The sequence below is a fragment of the Pseudomonas sp. NS1(2017) genome, from assembly GCF_002269425.1.
Taxonomy (GTDB): domain Bacteria; phylum Pseudomonadota; class Gammaproteobacteria; order Pseudomonadales; family Pseudomonadaceae; genus Aquipseudomonas; species Aquipseudomonas reactans.
In genome coordinates this window covers 3467221-3482688 of the sequence record NZ_CP022960.1, presented here as the reverse complement: position 1 = coordinate 3482688, position 15468 = coordinate 3467221, and the positions used below count along the sequence as shown (strand labels likewise).

At 59.5% G+C, this 15468-nt stretch carries 15 protein-coding genes; 4 read left to right on the top strand and 11 right to left on the bottom strand.

Annotated elements, in window-relative coordinates; genetic code table 11:
• Nucleotides 1-3: 3 nt before the first annotated feature.
• Nucleotides 4-1773 (top strand): bifunctional diguanylate cyclase/phosphodiesterase, encoded by a 1770-nt coding sequence (locus tag CI807_RS16575; RefSeq protein ID WP_095017567.1) that lies wholly within the window; start codon nt 4-6, stop codon nt 1771-1773.
• Here the strand turns inward: CI807_RS16575 and CI807_RS16570 are convergent.
• From CI807_RS16570 to CI807_RS16555, 4 genes are all read right to left on the bottom strand, one after another.
• Nucleotides 1770-2141: a hypothetical protein gene (locus CI807_RS16570; protein ID WP_005786715.1), complete on the bottom strand. Its 372-nt coding sequence runs from the start codon at nt 2139-2141 to the stop codon at nt 1770-1772. The genes CI807_RS16575 and CI807_RS16570 overlap by 4 nt on opposite strands.
• Nucleotides 2138-2479 (bottom strand): helix-turn-helix transcriptional regulator, encoded by a 342-nt coding sequence (locus CI807_RS16565; protein WP_095015371.1) that lies wholly within the window; start codon nt 2477-2479, stop codon nt 2138-2140. The genes CI807_RS16570 and CI807_RS16565 overlap by 4 nt, the downstream gene beginning before the upstream one ends.
• Nucleotides 2480-2572: 93 nt before the next feature.
• Nucleotides 2573-3031 (bottom strand): YkvA family protein, encoded by a 459-nt coding sequence (locus CI807_RS16560; RefSeq protein WP_095015370.1) that lies wholly within the window; start codon nt 3029-3031, stop codon nt 2573-2575.
• Between the two features lie 313 nt (nt 3032-3344).
• Nucleotides 3345-4076 carry an FKBP-type peptidyl-prolyl cis-trans isomerase gene (locus tag CI807_RS16555; protein ID WP_033897692.1) on the bottom strand — a complete coding sequence of 244 codons (732 nt, stop codon included), beginning with the start codon at nt 4074-4076 and terminating at the stop codon, nt 3345-3347.
• Between the two features lie 247 nt (nt 4077-4323).
• On the opposite strand from CI807_RS16555, the gene CI807_RS16550 reads away from it, so the two are divergent.
• The 3 genes from CI807_RS16550 (at nt 4324) to CI807_RS31825 (ending at nt 7528) form a co-directional block, all read left to right on the top strand.
• Nucleotides 4324-6132 (top strand): di-heme-cytochrome C peroxidase, encoded by a 1809-nt coding sequence (locus CI807_RS16550; RefSeq protein ID WP_095015369.1) that lies wholly within the window; start codon nt 4324-4326, stop codon nt 6130-6132.
• A complete protein-coding gene (locus CI807_RS16545) occupies nt 6129-7295 on the top strand; it encodes a catalase family protein (RefSeq protein ID WP_095015368.1) in 1167 nt (388 codons plus the stop codon). The genes CI807_RS16550 and CI807_RS16545 overlap by 4 nt, the downstream gene beginning before the upstream one ends.
• 110 nt (nt 7296-7405) lie before the next feature.
• Nucleotides 7406-7528: a hypothetical protein gene (locus CI807_RS31825; protein WP_256348291.1), complete on the top strand. Its 123-nt coding sequence runs from the start codon at nt 7406-7408 to the stop codon at nt 7526-7528.
• Nucleotides 7529-7531: 3 nt separating this feature from the next.
• On the opposite strand, the gene CI807_RS16540 is transcribed toward CI807_RS31825, so the two are convergent.
• The 7 genes from CI807_RS16540 to CI807_RS31310 all read right to left on the bottom strand — a co-directional run bounded on the left by CI807_RS16540 (nt 7532) and on the right by CI807_RS31310 (nt 15039).
• Nucleotides 7532-8467 carry a LysR substrate-binding domain-containing protein gene (locus tag CI807_RS16540; protein ID WP_095015367.1) on the bottom strand — a complete coding sequence of 312 codons (936 nt, stop codon included), beginning with the start codon at nt 8465-8467 and terminating at the stop codon, nt 7532-7534.
• A gap of 83 nt (nt 8468-8550) precedes the next feature.
• The gene (locus CI807_RS16535; protein ID WP_095015366.1) at nt 8551-10560 is read right to left on the bottom strand and encodes a CocE/NonD family hydrolase; all 2010 of its coding nucleotides are present in this window, start codon (nt 10558-10560) and stop codon (nt 8551-8553) included.
• A gap of 27 nt (nt 10561-10587) precedes the next feature.
• Nucleotides 10588-12171 (bottom strand): BCCT family transporter, encoded by a 1584-nt coding sequence (locus tag CI807_RS16530; protein WP_095015365.1) that lies wholly within the window; start codon nt 12169-12171, stop codon nt 10588-10590.
• Nucleotides 12172-12882: 711 nt separating this feature from the next.
• Entirely contained in the window at nt 12883-13353 is a 471-nt protein-coding gene (locus CI807_RS16525; protein WP_016978176.1) for a pyridoxamine 5'-phosphate oxidase family protein, read from the bottom strand.
• Complete coding sequence (locus CI807_RS16520) at nt 13346-13972, bottom strand: FMN-dependent NADH-azoreductase (RefSeq protein WP_016978177.1); 627 nt, start codon at nt 13970-13972, stop codon at nt 13346-13348. Before CI807_RS16520 ends, CI807_RS16525 begins: the two co-directional genes overlap by 8 nt.
• 50 nt (nt 13973-14022) lie before the next feature.
• Complete coding sequence (locus CI807_RS16515; protein ID WP_020372652.1) at nt 14023-14757, bottom strand: glutathione S-transferase N-terminal domain-containing protein; 735 nt, start codon at nt 14755-14757, stop codon at nt 14023-14025.
• 90 nt (nt 14758-14847) lie between these two features.
• Entirely contained in the window at nt 14848-15039 is a 192-nt protein-coding gene (locus CI807_RS31310) for a hypothetical protein (RefSeq protein ID WP_152514710.1), read from the bottom strand.
• Between the last annotated feature and the right edge of the window lie 429 nt (nt 15040-15468).

Sequence of the window (15468 nt, the reverse complement as noted above, 5' to 3'; positions counted from 1 at the left end):
GCCATGACCATGACCGAACAGCTGAATGCATTGGGCGTTATCCTGGCTCAAGGCAGTTTGCACAGCCTGTTCCAACCGATCATCAGCCTGTCTGAACGGCGCATTCTCGGTTATGAAGCCCTCAGTCGCGGGCCGTCCAACAGCCCGCTGCACTCCCCCGTAGCCCTGTTCTCGGTGGCCGGCCAGGCCGGGCGACTGAGCGAATTGGAAATGGTTTGCCGAGAAAGCGCCTGTCGACGCTTCAGTGAACAGAAGTTGCCGGGCAAGCTGTTCCTCAACGTTTCGCCGCAGTCTCTGATGGAAACCGCGCACCAGCCAGGGCGCACGCTGCAACTGCTGCATGACTTCGGCATTCCACCCAGCCAGGTGGTGATCGAACTCACCGAGCAAACCCCCACCAACGATATCGACCTGCTGCAAACCGCCCTGCACCACTACCGCAACATGGGGTTCTCAATTGCCCTGGATGACTTGGGCGCCGGTTATTCCAGCCTGCGTCTATGGTCGGAGCTGCGCCCGGATTATGTGAAGATCGACCGACACTTCATCGACGGCATCCATCAGGACGCGCTCAAACGGGAATTTGTCGGCTCCATCCTGCAAATCGCCAAGGCGTCGCGTGCCCAAGTGATTGCCGAAGGGATCGAGCTGCCTGAAGAGTTGGCAGTACTGACGGAGATGGGCGTGGACCTGGTCCAAGGCTACCTGCTCTGCCGTCCGCAGGAGCAGCCACCGCAGGAAGCCCGCCTGATGCTGCCCAAGCCCGACAGCGCCAACGTGGCGCTGAACGACGAAGGCAGCGACCTCAGCGCCCTGCTCAACGAACAACCGGCGGTGGACCAGGACACCGCCACCGCCCAGGTGCTGGAAGCGTTTCGGCGCCAGGCCAACCTCAACTCCCTGGCGGTGCTGGACGGGCGCGGGCACCCGATCGGTATCGTCCACCGGCACTCACTGTCGGATGCGCTGCTGAAACCCTTCGCCACCGACCTGTTTGCGCGCAAGCCCATCAGTCGCTTGATGAGCACCGACTTCCTGGCGGTAGAACTGAGCCAGTCCCTGCAACAGGTCAGCCGCTTGCTCACCAGCCGCGCGCGACAACGCATCGAAGAAGACTTCATCATCACGCTCAACGGCGATTATCTGGGCCTGGGCCGGGTGATCGATGTGCTCAAGCTGATCACCGAATTGAAGATCCAACAGGCGCGCTATGCCAACCCGCTGACCCTGCTACCGGGCAATGTACCGATCCAGCAATGCCTGACGCGCCTGCTGCAACAACAGCGCGAATCGGTGATCTGCTACGTGGATATCGACAGCTTCAAGCCGTTCAACGATATCTACGGCTACGGGCGTGGGGATGAGGTGTTGTTGTGCCTGGCGCAGTGCCTGAACGACCGCGTCGACCCCAGCCGCGATTTTGTCGGGCATATCGGTGGCGATGACTTTTTGCTGGTACTGGGCCCGCAGGATTGGCGCAAGCGCCTCAATCAGTTGCTGGATGACTTCCACACCCAGTGCCGGCGCTTCTACCGCGCCGAACACCTTGAAGCAGGCTGCTTCGTGGCGCTCAACCGCCAGGGCGTGCGCCAGGAGTTTGCGCTGCTGTCACTGTCCATCGGCGTGGTGCATTTGTATCCACAGGCCTGTGGACAACTCGATGCCAGCCAGTTGGCGGAGCTGGCCTCGCAGGCCAAGCACCATGCCAAGGACATGGCCGGCTATAGCATCCATGTGATCGACAGCATGGACGCGCTGCCCCAGGCGCTTTAGGCCTCGGCGGACTCCGGGTACTCGTATTCGAACACCCGCACCACTTCCGATGCGTGCCAGGAGGCCGCGGCCACCCCATCGGATGGCCCGCTGAAGCGCCCCAAACGCTCCACACATTCAAAGAAACCGGTACGCGGCAAACGGCTGGCGCCCTGGCTGATCACCAGCGAGCTGCGCAACGGCTGCTCCGCCTTGGCGTCCAGCGCCGCCAGGTGTTCCAGGGCGGCGGCCAGGGTTTGCATGGCGGGCGTCGGAAATTGCAGGCGCTCCAGCAGCGCGCGGTAAGTCAGTAAATGGCGCTGGCGGCGCGCCTGGTCCAGTTCGTTGAGTAACCCATCCCAGTGTTGACGGCTGATACGTAGGCTCAAGATTCATCCCTCCAACCTGCAACGCCCAATTCCCAGGCCAGGCTGCGGCGGATCGCGGCATCCGGCTGGCGTTCACCACTTTCAATCAATCCAAGATATGAGGGGCTGATGCCCACGGTGCGGGCCAGGGTCTCGATAGCCAGGCCTTTGGCTTCGCGCAAGCCGCGCAGGGCTGCGAGCGGGCGCAGGTCCTGATCAGGGGCAGCTTGGGCAGTCGATGAGAGAGGAGGTAGCGTTGGTTGTTGCTGACCGGCAGCTTTTAGCAGCGCCTGGTACTGGTCCCATGGCAACACCGCGTACTCGGGTTCGCCATCGCGTGAAATTATCTGAATATCCATGACCGCCCCGTAGGATAACTGCACTTACTTAGTAAGCTCTTTCCTTAGGAGTGTAATCCTAACAGCCATAAAGGTCGCAGGGGGATAGTCACGTCATGCGTTTTTTTGCGGGTTTTCCTTGGCCAGCAGAGCGGGGGTCGCAGGCAGGCGCTCAACCACGGCAAGCTTTTCCGGACGCTGGGCCTCACGCCAGGCGCGAAAGGCGCTCAGTTCGCCGTCGAGGGTCTTCATGACCCATGCCAGCACGGCAATGTCGTCGAGCATGCCGAACATGGGGATAAAGTCCGGGATCGCATCGATCGGGCTCAGGAAGTACATCAGCCCCGCCACCACCGAGATCAGCGCCTTGGGGCTGATCGCCCGGTATTCGCCACGCCAGTAGGCCAGGCACAGCGCCTGAAGCAGCTTGAAATCATCCTTGAGTTTGCCCAGGCGATTACCCTGGCTCGAGCCCTTGGCGGCGACGGCGAACAGCAGCGTCGGCAAGCGGCCACGGCCCAGGAGACGTGCGGCCATGGGCAGGAAACGGGTGAAATTGAAGGGTGGTTTCATCGGTCACTCCAGTTCCAGGCGACATAAAAGGTTATCCACACAAATTGTGGATAACCTTGTGAACAGAGCCTATTTTCTGCGCTGAAAGCCACGTATTACAAGGCTTGCAGTCAGATCGGGCGTTTTTTGCGCACTGAAAAAAAACCCAAGATTTCATTGACTTGGCGTTGATGTGCGGCTACCCGTACTCGAGTCTTATATCAGACTGTTGCAGGTTGCAGGCGTTCGATCGGATGTTCACGGGCTCGGATCTTGCAACGCCCAGAAACAACAACGCCCCGTCGAGACGGGGCGTTGTATGTTCAGGCGCCTGTTACTTCTTGGCAGCCGGTGCAGCAGGAGCGTCAGCCTTGGCTGGGTCCTTGATGGCCAGCAGTTCCAGGTCGAACACCAGCACGGAGTTGGCTGGGATCGCTGGGCTTGGGCTTTGTGCGCCGTAGGCCAGGTCGGAAGGAATGTACAGCTCGACCTTCTCGCCAACGTGCATCAGTTGCAGGCCTTCGACCCAACCTGGGATCACGCCGCTGACAGGCAGGTCGATCGGGCTACCGCGATCCACGGAGCTGTCAAAGGTGGTGCCGTTGGTGAGTTTGCCGGTGTAGTGCACAGTCACCACGTCAGTCGGCTTAGGCTGGGCGCCGTCGGCTTTCTTGGTGATCTTGTACTGCAGACCGGAAGCGGTGGTGACGACGCCGTCTTTCTTGGCGTTGTCTTCGAGGAATTTCTTGCCGGCGGCTGCCGACTCTTCGCTCATCTTGGTCATGCGTTCTTCAGCACGCTTCTGCAGTGCGGCAAACGCTTCAACCAGTTCGTCGTCTTTGAGCTTCTGCTCTTTTTTGCCAACGGCATCTTCAATGCCTTGGGCTACTGCTTTGGAATCCAGGTCATCCATGCCTTCTTGGGCAAGGCTCTTGCCCATGTTCAGGCCGATACCATAGGAAGCTTTCTGCGCCGGGGTTTTCAGCTCTACGCTGGTCTGCGAATCACAACCCGCAAGTACCAGGCTAACCAGGGCCACCGCCGCCGCCAACCGATGCTGTTTCATGCTATTTCCTTGTTCATGCGCCAATAGGGCATTCGAATAAAGTCGCGAGCTTATCAGGCGGCCACGACCAATGGCTACCGGCATGTGAGCAGGAAACTTCTGATAAGTTCACGTGTTTAAAAGCATTTTCATTCATGATGGAGGCCCGCGAAGGATCGCGGGACCGCCCACTACCGGGCTCATGGCCACTTGCCGCACCTGTGGCGTAGTGGCATAACATCGCGACAACTCGACAAGGATAGTTATCTTGCGCATTTTTTCCCGTGTTTTACTCCTGATCTTCACCCTGTTGGGCATCGCCCTGGCCGTGGTGCTCTATTACACCGTCAACCCCAAGCTGCCGGACTACGTGCCCGTGGAGCAGGTGCACTACCAGGACCAATGGAGTGCCGCCGACCGCCAGACCTATTACTTCACGCCCCAGGGCACCCAGGTAAAAGGCCTGCATTACGACTGGTTCACCGCCCTGGAGCTGCCGTTTTCCGAGCGGCGTTTTGCCATGCCCGAGTATCTGGCACGCTTCGGCTTCCTGGTGGACCCCAAGCAGGTGCCCACCGCGCAAAACCCCGGCAACCTGCCCGTGGGTTTCGCCCGGCATAAAAACGCCGGCAGCAACGTTGAATACCTGGATATCACCTGCGCCGCCTGCCACACCGGCGAATTGCATTACAAAAACCAGGCCCTGCGTATCGACGGCGGTTCCGCCCAGCACGTGCTGCCCTCCAGCGTGCCAACCTTGCGCGGCGGCAGTTTCGGCCAAGCCCTGGTCGCGAGCCTGGCGTCCACCTATTACAACCCGTGGAAGTTCGAACGTTTTGCCCGCCAGGTGCTGGGGGATCGCTACGACGCCGAGCACAAGCAACTGCGCCAGGACTTCAAGCAGTCGCTGAACCAGTTTCTCAAAGTGGCCTGGAACGACACTCACCGTGGCCTCTACCCTACTGAAGAAGGCCCTGGCCGTACGGATGCCTTTGGCCGTATCGCCAACGCCAGCTTTGGCGATGCCATTTCCTCGGATAACTATCGCGTCGCCAACGCGCCGGTGGACTACCCGCAACTGTGGGACATCTGGACCTTCGACTGGGTGCAGTGGAACGGCTCGGCCCAGCAGCCCATGGCGCGCAACATCGGCGAAGCCCTGGGGGTCGGCGCGACCCTGGCGTTTTTCGACGACGCTGGCCAGCCACTCCAAGGCGATGCGCGCTACCCGTCCAGCGTGCGGGTACGCGACCTCAACCTGATCGAAGAAACCCTGCAACGCCTCAAGCCACCGACCTGGCCCGAGGACCTGTTCGGCACCGTCGACAAGCCGCTCGCCGCCCAAGGCCGTGCACTCTTCGCCGAAAACTGCGCCGGCTGCCATGTGCCCAGCGTCAGCCAGGAAGGCGGCCGCCCGGTGCAACAGCTGAAAATGCTGGCGGTGGACTACATCGGCACCGACCCTGGTACCGCCAGCAACATCGCCGATCAGCGCTACGACCTCAGCGCGTTGCAATGGGACCTGGCGGAATTGGCCAAACTCAACGTCGAACTGCACCCCACGCCGACCGAGCCGCTGGACTTGAAAAAGATGTCCGTGGCCAAGGGCCTCGCCTACGTCACCGCGTTCGTCGAAGAACATGCCTACCGCGCCGCCGGCGTGACCCCGGCCGAGCGTCCGCGCCTGGACGGTTACGGCCTGCCCATCGGCGTGCGTGAGCTGCGTGCTTATAAAGCGCGGCCATTGGCCGGCGTGTGGGCGACGCCGCCGTTCCTGCATAACGGTTCGGTGCCGACGATCTACCAGTTGCTCTCACCCCAGGACGAGCGCAGCACCACCTTCTATAAAGGCACTTTCAACTACGACCCGCGCCACCTCGGCTTCGAAACCGGTGCGTTCAAGAATGCCTTCCTGTTCGATACCAAAATCACCGGCAACCACAACAGCGGCCACGAATTCCGTGCTGGCAGTCGTGGCAACGGCGTAATCGGCCGCGGCTTGCTGCCGCAGGAACGCTGGGCGCTGCTGGAATACCTCAAAGTGCTGGGCGGCCCGCTGGAGCAACAACTGCCATGATGATTCGATCCCCCTACGACCGACCTTCCCTGCTCGCCCGCCTGTGGCTGCGCATTGGCGCGTTTCTGGGCAAGACCCTGCTGTGGCTGGTGGGCCTCGGCCTGCTCGGCTGGCTGGGCGCCAGCGCCTGGTACGCCTGGCAACACAGTGGCCCGGTGTCGCCGAATGAGCAGATTCCGCCCGGCGAAGCGGCGGTGACCCAAGGCATTATCCAGACGGCGGTGCGCATCGTTGACCAGCACCGCGAAGGCACGCGCTACCTGCGCGATGCCCATGCCAAGGCCCATGGTTGTGTGAAGGCCGAGGTCAGCGTGCTGGCCGATCTCGACCCGGCACTGCACCAGGGTGTGTTTGCCGAGCCGGGCAAGACCTGGCAGGCAATGATGCGACTGTCCAACGGCAACGCCTACCCCCAGTTCGACAGCATCCGTGATGCGCGGGGCATGGCGCTCAAGCTGCTGGACGTGCCGGGCAAGCAACTGCTGGCCGACCAGCAGGCGCGCACGGAACAGGACTTCGTGATGTTCAGCCACCCGAACTTCTTTGTCAGCGATGTGGCGGAGTACGCGCAGAACATCGGCGCGCAAGCAGATGGCAAAAAGGTCTTGGCGTTCTTCCCCAAGGCCGACCCACGGACCTGGCAGGTGCGCCATCTGTTTATCGCCCTGGCGACCCTGGCGCCCGCACCGGCCAGCCCGACGCAGACCACCTACTTTTCGGTGTCGCCCTACAAGTTCGGCGCGGCCAACGCCAAGTTCCGCGTCGCGCCCGACCCGCAGAGCTGCCCGGAGTACGTGTTGCCCAAGCAAAACCAGGACCTGCCGAACTTCCTGCGCAGCGCCTTGAGCCAGCAGTTATCAACCGACCGCAAGCCTGCGTGTTTCGTGCTGCAGATCCAGCGGCAGAACCCGCAGAAATTCATGCCGATCGAAGACACCAGCATCGAATGGAAGGAGAGCGATGCGCCCTATGAAACCGTGGCCAAGGTACGCATCCCGGCGCAGGATTTCGACACCCCCGAGCAGAACCTGGCGTGCGACAACCAGTCGTTCAACCCTTGGTTTGGTGTAGCGGAACATCGCCCTATTGGCGGTATCAACCGCTTGCGCAAGGCGGTGTACGAAGCGGTCAGCGATTACCGCCACAGCCGCAACGCCCCGTAAAGAGTGCGTAACAATGGACCCGACGGCGTAAGGATTGCGTCGGGTCTATTGAGCCGTTTTCACCCCGCCTCTACCGTGAGCACCTACCCCATCACCCGTAGGAAATCACCGTGGAAAGCTCAACCCTCGGCATGATCGTACTGACCCTGATCGCCGTGTTCGGCACCGCGTCTTTTTGCTTCGAACACCTGGCGACACGCCAGACCAAAAAGAAAAAAACCGGCCAGCACTGACCCTCAGCCAGCCTGTTCTGCCTGCGCCGTTCGTGCCTGCAACCATTGACGAAAACTGCGCACCGCCGCCGGCGGGTTGCGGTGGTGCGGCTGCATCAGGTGCAGGCGGCCACGACTGTGCATGCTGTGGGGCAAGGCCATTTGCAGGCGCCCGGAATCGAGGTCGCTGTCCAGCAAGCGCTTCCAGCCCAGGGCGACGCCGTGCCCCATCACCGCCGATTGCATCAACAGTTGGTAGCTGTTGGTGCGTAAGGCATGACGCGGCGAGTAGTAATCGGCGCCCGCATCGGCAAACCAGTCGGCCCAGGTCAGCCAATCGTGATGGTGGTCCTCGACGATCAGCAGGGTATGAGCGTGCAACAAGTGATGCAGGTCGCGAATCGGTCCATGGCGTTCAAGATAGCCCGGGCTGCACACGGTGATGACCTGTTCGCTGTCAAACACCGGCGACAGCTCAAGGCCGTGGGGCGCGGCCAATTCATCCAAATGGTAGAACAAGCCAAGGTCATATTCGCTGACGTCCAGATGGCTCGGGCTTTCGCTGCACAGGATGCGGATATCCAAGTCCGGGTGGTCGCGCTGGAACTGCGGCAACAGACCCGCCAGCCAGATCGAGCTGATGGTGGGCGTGCTGGCCAGGGTCAACTGGCGATCGGCACCGCGCCTGCGTAATTCAGCGGACTCGCGGTCAAGCTCGCGCAACAGGCGTTGGACGGTACGGAAATAACGTACCCCGGCGGGGGTCAGGCTCAGGCCCTGGGCCAGCCGATAAAACAGCGGGCGGGCAAGATCTTCTTCGAGGCGTTTGACCTGGCGGCTGACCGCGCTTTGGGTCAAATTCAGTTCATGGGCCGCCTGGGTAAAGCTCAAATGGCGGGCCGCCGCTTCGAAGGCCTGCAAGCAATTGAGGGGAGGAAGATCGACGTTTCGGCGCGACATGAGCAAGTCCATTGGCAATGACGGGCCCAGGTTACCCCAGGCCCGCAGAGATCACGTTGGCGTGCATCCTGCCAGTTGCCTGCTCAGAGCGCGACCCTGGCCACGCGTTTACTCCATTGCCGACGGTGTTCCAACTGGCCGTTTTCCCAGGCGGTCTGCTCCGCTTCGATGTAGAACCACTCGGCGTCGGCGTGCACGCTCAAGTGGCTTTCCACCTCCACGGCCCACTGGTCGCGGCCGACACGGTAGCGCCATTCGATGTCGGCGCGCGTCGACAACGGATCCCAGGGCAAAGTGCGGTATTGCTCGGTGCAACGCTGGTCCACCGACAGGCCGTGGTCGGTAAAACGCACCGAACCCAGGTCGTCTTCGATTTTCACGCAGACTTCGCCACTGCCCACGTCTTCGATCAGCGTGCGTTTCGGCGCGGCGGCGCGCAGGACCTCCATCGCCACCGGCGTCGCCGACTGCGGCGCTTCGAACGGGCAGTCTACCGCCGCGCCGTTGAATATCGGCAGTTGCAGGCTTTGCAGGCTCGGTACCAACGTCAGGGTGGTCAGCTCGCGGCTCGGCCACAGTAACGGGAAACTCGCCGTGCTAAGCGCCAGACGCAAACGGTAGCCGGCGGGCAGGCGCATGCCGATGTGGTCGAGGTTTAACTGCACGTCCATGGGTTCACCGGGGACTACCGGCGTTACCTGGGAAAAATCCTCACGTAGTGTGAGATTAAGCACGCCGTAGCTGATCTGGGTGACTTGCCCGTCCGGAGCTATCGCATTCAGCCGGGCGACCAATTGGCCACATGTGGTGTCACTGGCCAGGCGCAGCGTGAGACGTGCATCGCCGAGCAACGCCAGCGGCTCGGTCAGCGGCGGGGAGTCGAAACACAGCGAGTTGGCATCATCGCGGCGTTGATCCGTCGGGCCATCGGGACCAAACCAGATGGCACAGTATTCGCCCTGATGCAGGCCGGTGGTCAACGGCGAGCAGAGACTGCGCGGCGCCGCCAAAGGCTCTGATCCTGCTCTCAGGCCCTGTTCACCGAGGCTGAAATCAGTCCATTGCACCTGCGGATCCGGCCAACCGGAGGTCTGCACCCAGATCCCCGACCGCTCGGCATAACTGCCTTTCGGCGGCAGAATATCCTGTAGGTAGAAGGTGCAGGCTGCGTCATCCATTACCCCGTTATCGATGCCCTTGAGCCAGTGATCCCACCAGCGTTTAGCCTCTTGCAGGAAGCCGATGGCTGGGTTCGGCACGGCAAAATGCGGGTACTTGTGGATCCACGGCCCGATCATGGCTTTCTTCGGGCCCGGCAGGTTTTGCATCAGGCGCGAAACGGTGTTGCGGTAGGCATCGCCCCAGCCGCCGACGGCATACACGGCCGCCTTGATCTTTGAATAGTCCTCGCACACCGAGCCATGGCGCCAATAGTCATCGCGGGTCTGGTGTTGCAGCCAAGTTTCCGCCAGCAACGGCATGGCGTCCAGGCGTTGGTGCCAGAGGTCTTTCCAGTCGTCGCCCACCAGCGCAGGATCCGGCACCGCCGCGCTGAAGTTGAGCATGGTGGCGGCCCAGCCAAAGTTCTCCATCAGCAGGTTGCCGCCCTTGTAATGGATGTCGTCGGCGAAACGGTCATCGGTGGAGCACAGGGTAATGATCGCCTTCAATGCCTCGGGCTGGCGCGCCGCGACTTGCAGGCCGTTGAAACCGCCCCAGGAGATGCCCATCATGCCGACATTGCCGTCGCACCAGGGTTGCCGGCACAGCCAGTCGATCACTTCGAGGGCGTCTTCCTGTTCCTGCAGCAGGTATTCATCGGCCATCAGGCCCTGGGATTCACCGTTGCCGCGCATATCGACGCGTACACACACATAGCCCTGCCCTGCCATCCACGGGTGGGTCAGCGCATCGCGTACGGCGGTGCCATCGCGTTTGCGGTACGGCAGGTATTCGAGGATTGCCGGGAAGGCCTGCAAACCGGCGACTTCCGGCAACCAGATGCGCGCGGCCAGTTGCGTGCCGTCCTTCAAAGGGATCAGGCAGTGCTCGATTTCGCGCACGGTGTAAGCAAATTCAGTGACGATTTCCATCAGTAACTCCTACAGCGATTCAATCGATCAGCGGGCGAAGTCCGGCACCGGGCTGGCGCCGCGCAATTGCGTTTCGGGGGTCCGCTGAAGGCGCTTCACATCCAGCAATGCGGGGTTTTTCAACCAGAAGATCAGCGACGTACTGGCGAGCAACACCAGAATCATGCCCGGCAGGCCGCCGAGGTTGGAGAGCATCTTCACGCCGTCGATGCCGACAAACGCGACCATCACCCACGACACCGAGCCGATGATCACGCCCCAGACGATCTTCAACATCGGATTGCCGTCCAGATCGGAATCGGCGGTCACGCCTTTGCTGCACAGGTTGGCGATCACGTCGGTGCTGGAGTCGGCGGCAGTGACAAAGGAGATGAACGCCACGAACAGCAGGAACGCGATCATCAGGCCGCTGGCCGGCAGTTGCTGGAACATTTGGTACAGCACATGTTCCACGCCCTGCTCGTTCAGCACCCGGTTGAGGCTGCCGTCGCCCAGCGCATCGAAGTACAGGCTGGTGCCGGAGAAGATGCAGATCCACACCGCCGTGAACAACGCCGGGTAGAGCATGTTGATATGGATGAATTCACGCACCGTGTAGCCGCGGCCGATCTTGCCGAGGAACAACGCGCTGACCGGCGCCCAGGCAAACCACACCGACCAGTAGAACACTGTCCAACTGTGCGGCCAGGTGTCGCCACTGGCGGCGCCGGTGAACAGGCTGCGGCTGAAGAAGGTGTCGAGGTACACGCCCAGCGACTCGACGCCGAGACTGAACATGTACAGGGTCGGCCCGCACAACAGCACGAACAGCCCCAGGGCCAGCATGATCCAGGTGTTGAACGAAGACAGCATCACAATGCCTTTCTGCAGGCCGCTGGCGGCCGAGGCGACAAAGCTGATGACGATGATCGCAATGATGATGGCCAGGCGGAACGGCGTGGTTTCACCGCCGATGTACTGGGCCAGGCCGCCGGCCAGGGTCAACGCGCCGGTACCGAGGGACGAGGCCATGCCGGCCACCAGGGCGAACATCGCCAGGGTGTCGATCAGCCCGGCATAGCGCCGGACCCGCGCTTCGCCCAGCAACGGTTCAAGCATGGCGCCGATGGAAAAGTTGCTGCGACGGTTGTAGAACACCAACGCAAACACCAGCGAGGGCACCAGGTAGATGGCGTAGGGCGTGATGGTCCAGTGCAGGAACATCGTCGACATCGCAAAGCTCTTCGCCGCTGAACTGCCCGCCTCGATCGGCAGGCTGGTGGGCGGGCCGTACAGGTGATAAAGCGGTTCGGCGGTGGTCCAGAACAGCACGCCCACCGCCAGGGTGGTGCACAGCGCCACCATGAACCAGCGCCATTTGCTCAGCAACGGCTGGGCATCTTCACCGCCGATACGCACCTTGCCCAGCGCGGAAAAGTAGACGATCGCGGTCAGCACTACCATGGCAAACGAGCCGGCACTGAACAGCCATGAGAAGTTCTTCAGGATCAGGTTGTTGAGCTGTTTGCTGACCGCAAGGAACGCATTCAGGTCGACGTAGCTGGCGATCACCGCCGCCAGCAGAATCAGGAACGTTGGCCAGAACACCAACGGACGCAGTGGATATTTCATAGAGAGCCATTCCCCTTGCAGACTATTTTTATGTTGGAGAGCGAGTCCCCGCAGCATCCTGCTGCCGGTAACCCGCCTGGAAGTCTTCGCGTGGCTATAGATAAACGCTTGAGCGACCGAGGGCGCAATCAACCAATGTGCATGGGGGTATTCCCCCACGTCATGACGCACCCGTACAGTTCAGGACGAATAGGCAGTGCACACTGGCAGGGCATTAGAAGAAGAAATCGCAGACGAAAAAAAGCCCGCTCAATGAGCGGGCTTCTTGTGGTGACCTGGCGTTCAGTGTTCCAGGTGACCGAATATGGCGCAGCGGACGGGATCATGACTCATCCTCTAAATCATTGAAAGGCCGAGGTTTCCATAGCCTAGCGTGTCGTTGATGGACTCGATTGTGTACTTCTAACGACCAGCTGGCAATCTGAACACCGCGGCAGCTTGGTGCAATGCCAGAGCGTATCCGGGCAAATCAAAAAAAATCAGCTACGCGAATACGCAATTCGCGAACTCGGGCTTGCTTGACGACAACGTAGAAGAACAACCTGCCACAGCGGAAGCCAAAAGCCAACTATCAAAATCCTTGTCTTCAATGGTTTGGATCTCGACTGATTGCATAGAGCCTTCCTGAAATACGAATGGCCGCTTCGCTGCTGCATGCGACGGAGGCGCAGACGTGGCTGGTTGGTCTTCGGCTCTTGGCGGACCCTGCACCTATGCCCCGATGGGTTTCACACCGTACTTTTGATAGTAGGTGCTGGTGATTTCGTCCTGACTTCGAGGGGGGTCGGCCAGGACATGGGCAGGAGACAGCAACGGAGAGATCGAGATGGTTTCGATTTTGACAATGTGATCGACAGGGTACTCTGGACCATTCGCCGTTCGAACCCAGTTGGCGATCGCCAAGGACTCGTCAGCATTTGCCGGAAGTATCAACGCACGGCCCTTAAATCGATAACCACGCCTCTGGAAGATGTCGACTACGTTAATTTCTACAGCAGGATTGCGCTTCAGATTCAGTATCGTCTGGGGCGATGCAATATCGGCAAAGTAGAGAACGCCATTCGTGACCGTCAAAGACGCCTTCGGTGACAGATTAGGCGTTCCGTCTTCGTTGACTGTCGCGACGAACGACAGTATCGCCTGCTTGATAATCGCCTCCATGTCAGCAGTGATTTCAATCATAGAGATGCCCCTCTCCCATGACCATGAAGTCGGTCGTCGCAAGTGCTTTGTCCCTCGCTAATGTGGCCTGGTCCCGGTCGAGAAATGCAGTGGCCTGCACGGAGAGGAATTGCAGGGTTTTCAGCCCAATGCTGCCCAGCACCACCGACAGATACGGTGTGAGAAAATCGGGCTGGTTGGCTCGGTCCCCGGTAAAGACGCCACCGGAAGCGATGCCGATAAACACGGGACGATCCCGGAACATTCCCACCTTCCCGGACGGCGTCGACATGAACGTGCGACCAGCGCGAAGGATTTGGTCGATCCACGCCTTGAGGACCGACGGAACGGTTAAGTTATTCATGGGCGTTCCGATGACAATTACATCTGCCGCTTCGACTTCCTGAATAAGCACCTCGGAAAGCTCCAACGCGCCCCTCGGCGGGGCCGCCAAAGTCGCCGGCGACGACAGTGCAGTTTCGTAGTCAGGCGAAGCGTGTGGCAGGGGGGCAGAGGCAAAGTCTCGCCGGCTGATGCTCGCACCGGGCGCAACCTCAAGGAGCTTTTTGACGATAGCCGCTGAAAGCCGGCGGCTGTGCGATTCAGGGCGTGAACTGCAATCAATATGGAGGATGTTCATGCGAACAATCCCGATGATTTTACGAAGCCAATTACGACGATCTTCATCATTTATTCTCCTCGGTTAGTTGCCGTCACTTCTAGCCCGCGCTGCACCGCCGGACGCGCAAGGCCACGGTTGAACCATGCTTGAACATGAAGAAAGCGGTCGAAGCCGACGAGCTCGCGTGCTTCGTAAAAGCCGATCAGGTTGCGCACCCAGCCGAGCAGCGAAATATCGGCAATACTGTAATCAGCTCCCATCACCCAGTCACGACCTGCGAGCCGGTTGTCAAGGACGCCAAGCAGCCGCACCGATTCGGTTGCGTAGCGGTCGCGCGGGCGCTTGTCCTTATAGTCTTTGCCGGCGAACTTATTAAAGAAGCCGACTTGGCCGAACATCGGCCCGACTCCGCCCATCTGCCACATCACCCACTGGATCGTTTCGTAGCGGGTGTTCGGATCGGACGAGATAAATCGTCCTGTCTTGTCGGCAAGATAGAGGAGGATTGCACCCGACTCGAACAGCGCAAGCGGCGCACCGCTCGGCCCATCAGGGTCGTAGATTGCGGGAATCTTGCCGTTGGGGTTGAGCGCGAGAAAGGCTGGCTCGCGACTTTCGTCTGCCATGATGTCGATTCGATGTGCTTCGTAGGTGAGGCCGGTTTCCTCAAGCATGATGCCGATCTTCACCCCATTGGGTGTCGGTAGGGAAAAGAGCTGCAACCGATCGGGATGCCGCGCCGGCCAGCGTGCGAAAATAGGATGATCAAGTGTCACTTTCTTGCTCCTAATTAGTGGATGCATATGAAAAGCCCAGACACACTCCTAAGATTCTCACTTAGGCGCATCCTTGTTAGATTTCTTAACGGTATCTCTCGGAAAAATAATAATAAATCACCAGTTAAGGTTACTGCGTTTGGTATTTTTTAAATCTGGAACAACATGTCCAATATCATCAACTCTGTAAAAGTCATGAATTTCTTCAGCTTTCAATTCAACTACAGCTTTACGTGACACAGGGTCACTGCTTAATTTTACCAAGGTATTTTTGTGGGTTCGGCTATCAGTTTTGGTAATGGCGTTCATTTTCTCGACCGCATATGATCACATGAATTTTTTTAGTGCGCACCCGAATAGAACCAACATTTTTCATATAGTTATCTCATCATAAATTCATTAATGCTTGAGACAAACAATAACATCGGGACTATTAGAACGATAACCCATCAAATCTAATAAGGTTGATCTCACAGATCAAGAGGTACGAAATCATTATGCCCGTTACGTGGTAAGCGCTCACCGGATGAACAAAGGCCTTTTAAACTGCTTGACCGCGCCAACAGACGAGGCGCGAAAACGCCTTAACTAGCAAAATTGGACCTCTGTAATGAGGTCCCATCGAGAACAAAAATCGAAGTCATCTTCAGCGATAGTTAATTTCAGACGACCGTTAATTAGTACAACCTAGCCTGCTGTTACGTCAGGAAAATCAATATCAGTGTCAGCCATGTTGTT

Coding starts and splice junctions, on each gene's coding strand:
- CI807_RS16515 (WP_020372652.1), bottom strand. CDS start 14,757: ATGCATCCACTAATTAGGAGCAAGAAAGTGACACTTGATCATCCTATT.
- CI807_RS16565 (WP_095015371.1), bottom strand. CDS start 2,479: ATGGATATTCAGATAATTTCACGCGATGGCGAACCCGAGTACGCGGTG.
- CI807_RS16555 (WP_033897692.1), bottom strand. CDS start 4,076: ATGAAACAGCATCGGTTGGCGGCGGCGGTGGCCCTGGTTAGCCTGGTA.
- CI807_RS16540 (WP_095015367.1), bottom strand. CDS start 8,467: ATGTCGCGCCGAAACGTCGATCTTCCTCCCCTCAATTGCTTGCAGGCC.
- CI807_RS16575 (WP_095017567.1), top strand. CDS start 4: ATGACCATGACCGAACAGCTGAATGCATTGGGCGTTATCCTGGCTCAA.
- CI807_RS16530 (WP_095015365.1), bottom strand. CDS start 12,171: ATGAAATATCCACTGCGTCCGTTGGTGTTCTGGCCAACGTTCCTGATT.
- CI807_RS16525 (WP_016978176.1), bottom strand. CDS start 13,353: ATGATTGAAATCACTGCTGACATGGAGGCGATTATCAAGCAGGCGATA.
- CI807_RS16545 (WP_095015368.1), top strand. CDS start 6,129: ATGATGATTCGATCCCCCTACGACCGACCTTCCCTGCTCGCCCGCCTG.
- CI807_RS16560 (WP_095015370.1), bottom strand. CDS start 3,031: ATGAAACCACCCTTCAATTTCACCCGTTTCCTGCCCATGGCCGCACGT.
- CI807_RS16520 (WP_016978177.1), bottom strand. CDS start 13,972: ATGAACATCCTCCATATTGATTGCAGTTCACGCCCTGAATCGCACAGC.
- CI807_RS31310 (WP_152514710.1), bottom strand. CDS start 15,039: ATGAACGCCATTACCAAAACTGATAGCCGAACCCACAAAAATACCTTG.
- CI807_RS16535 (WP_095015366.1), bottom strand. CDS start 10,560: ATGGAAATCGTCACTGAATTTGCTTACACCGTGCGCGAAATCGAGCAC.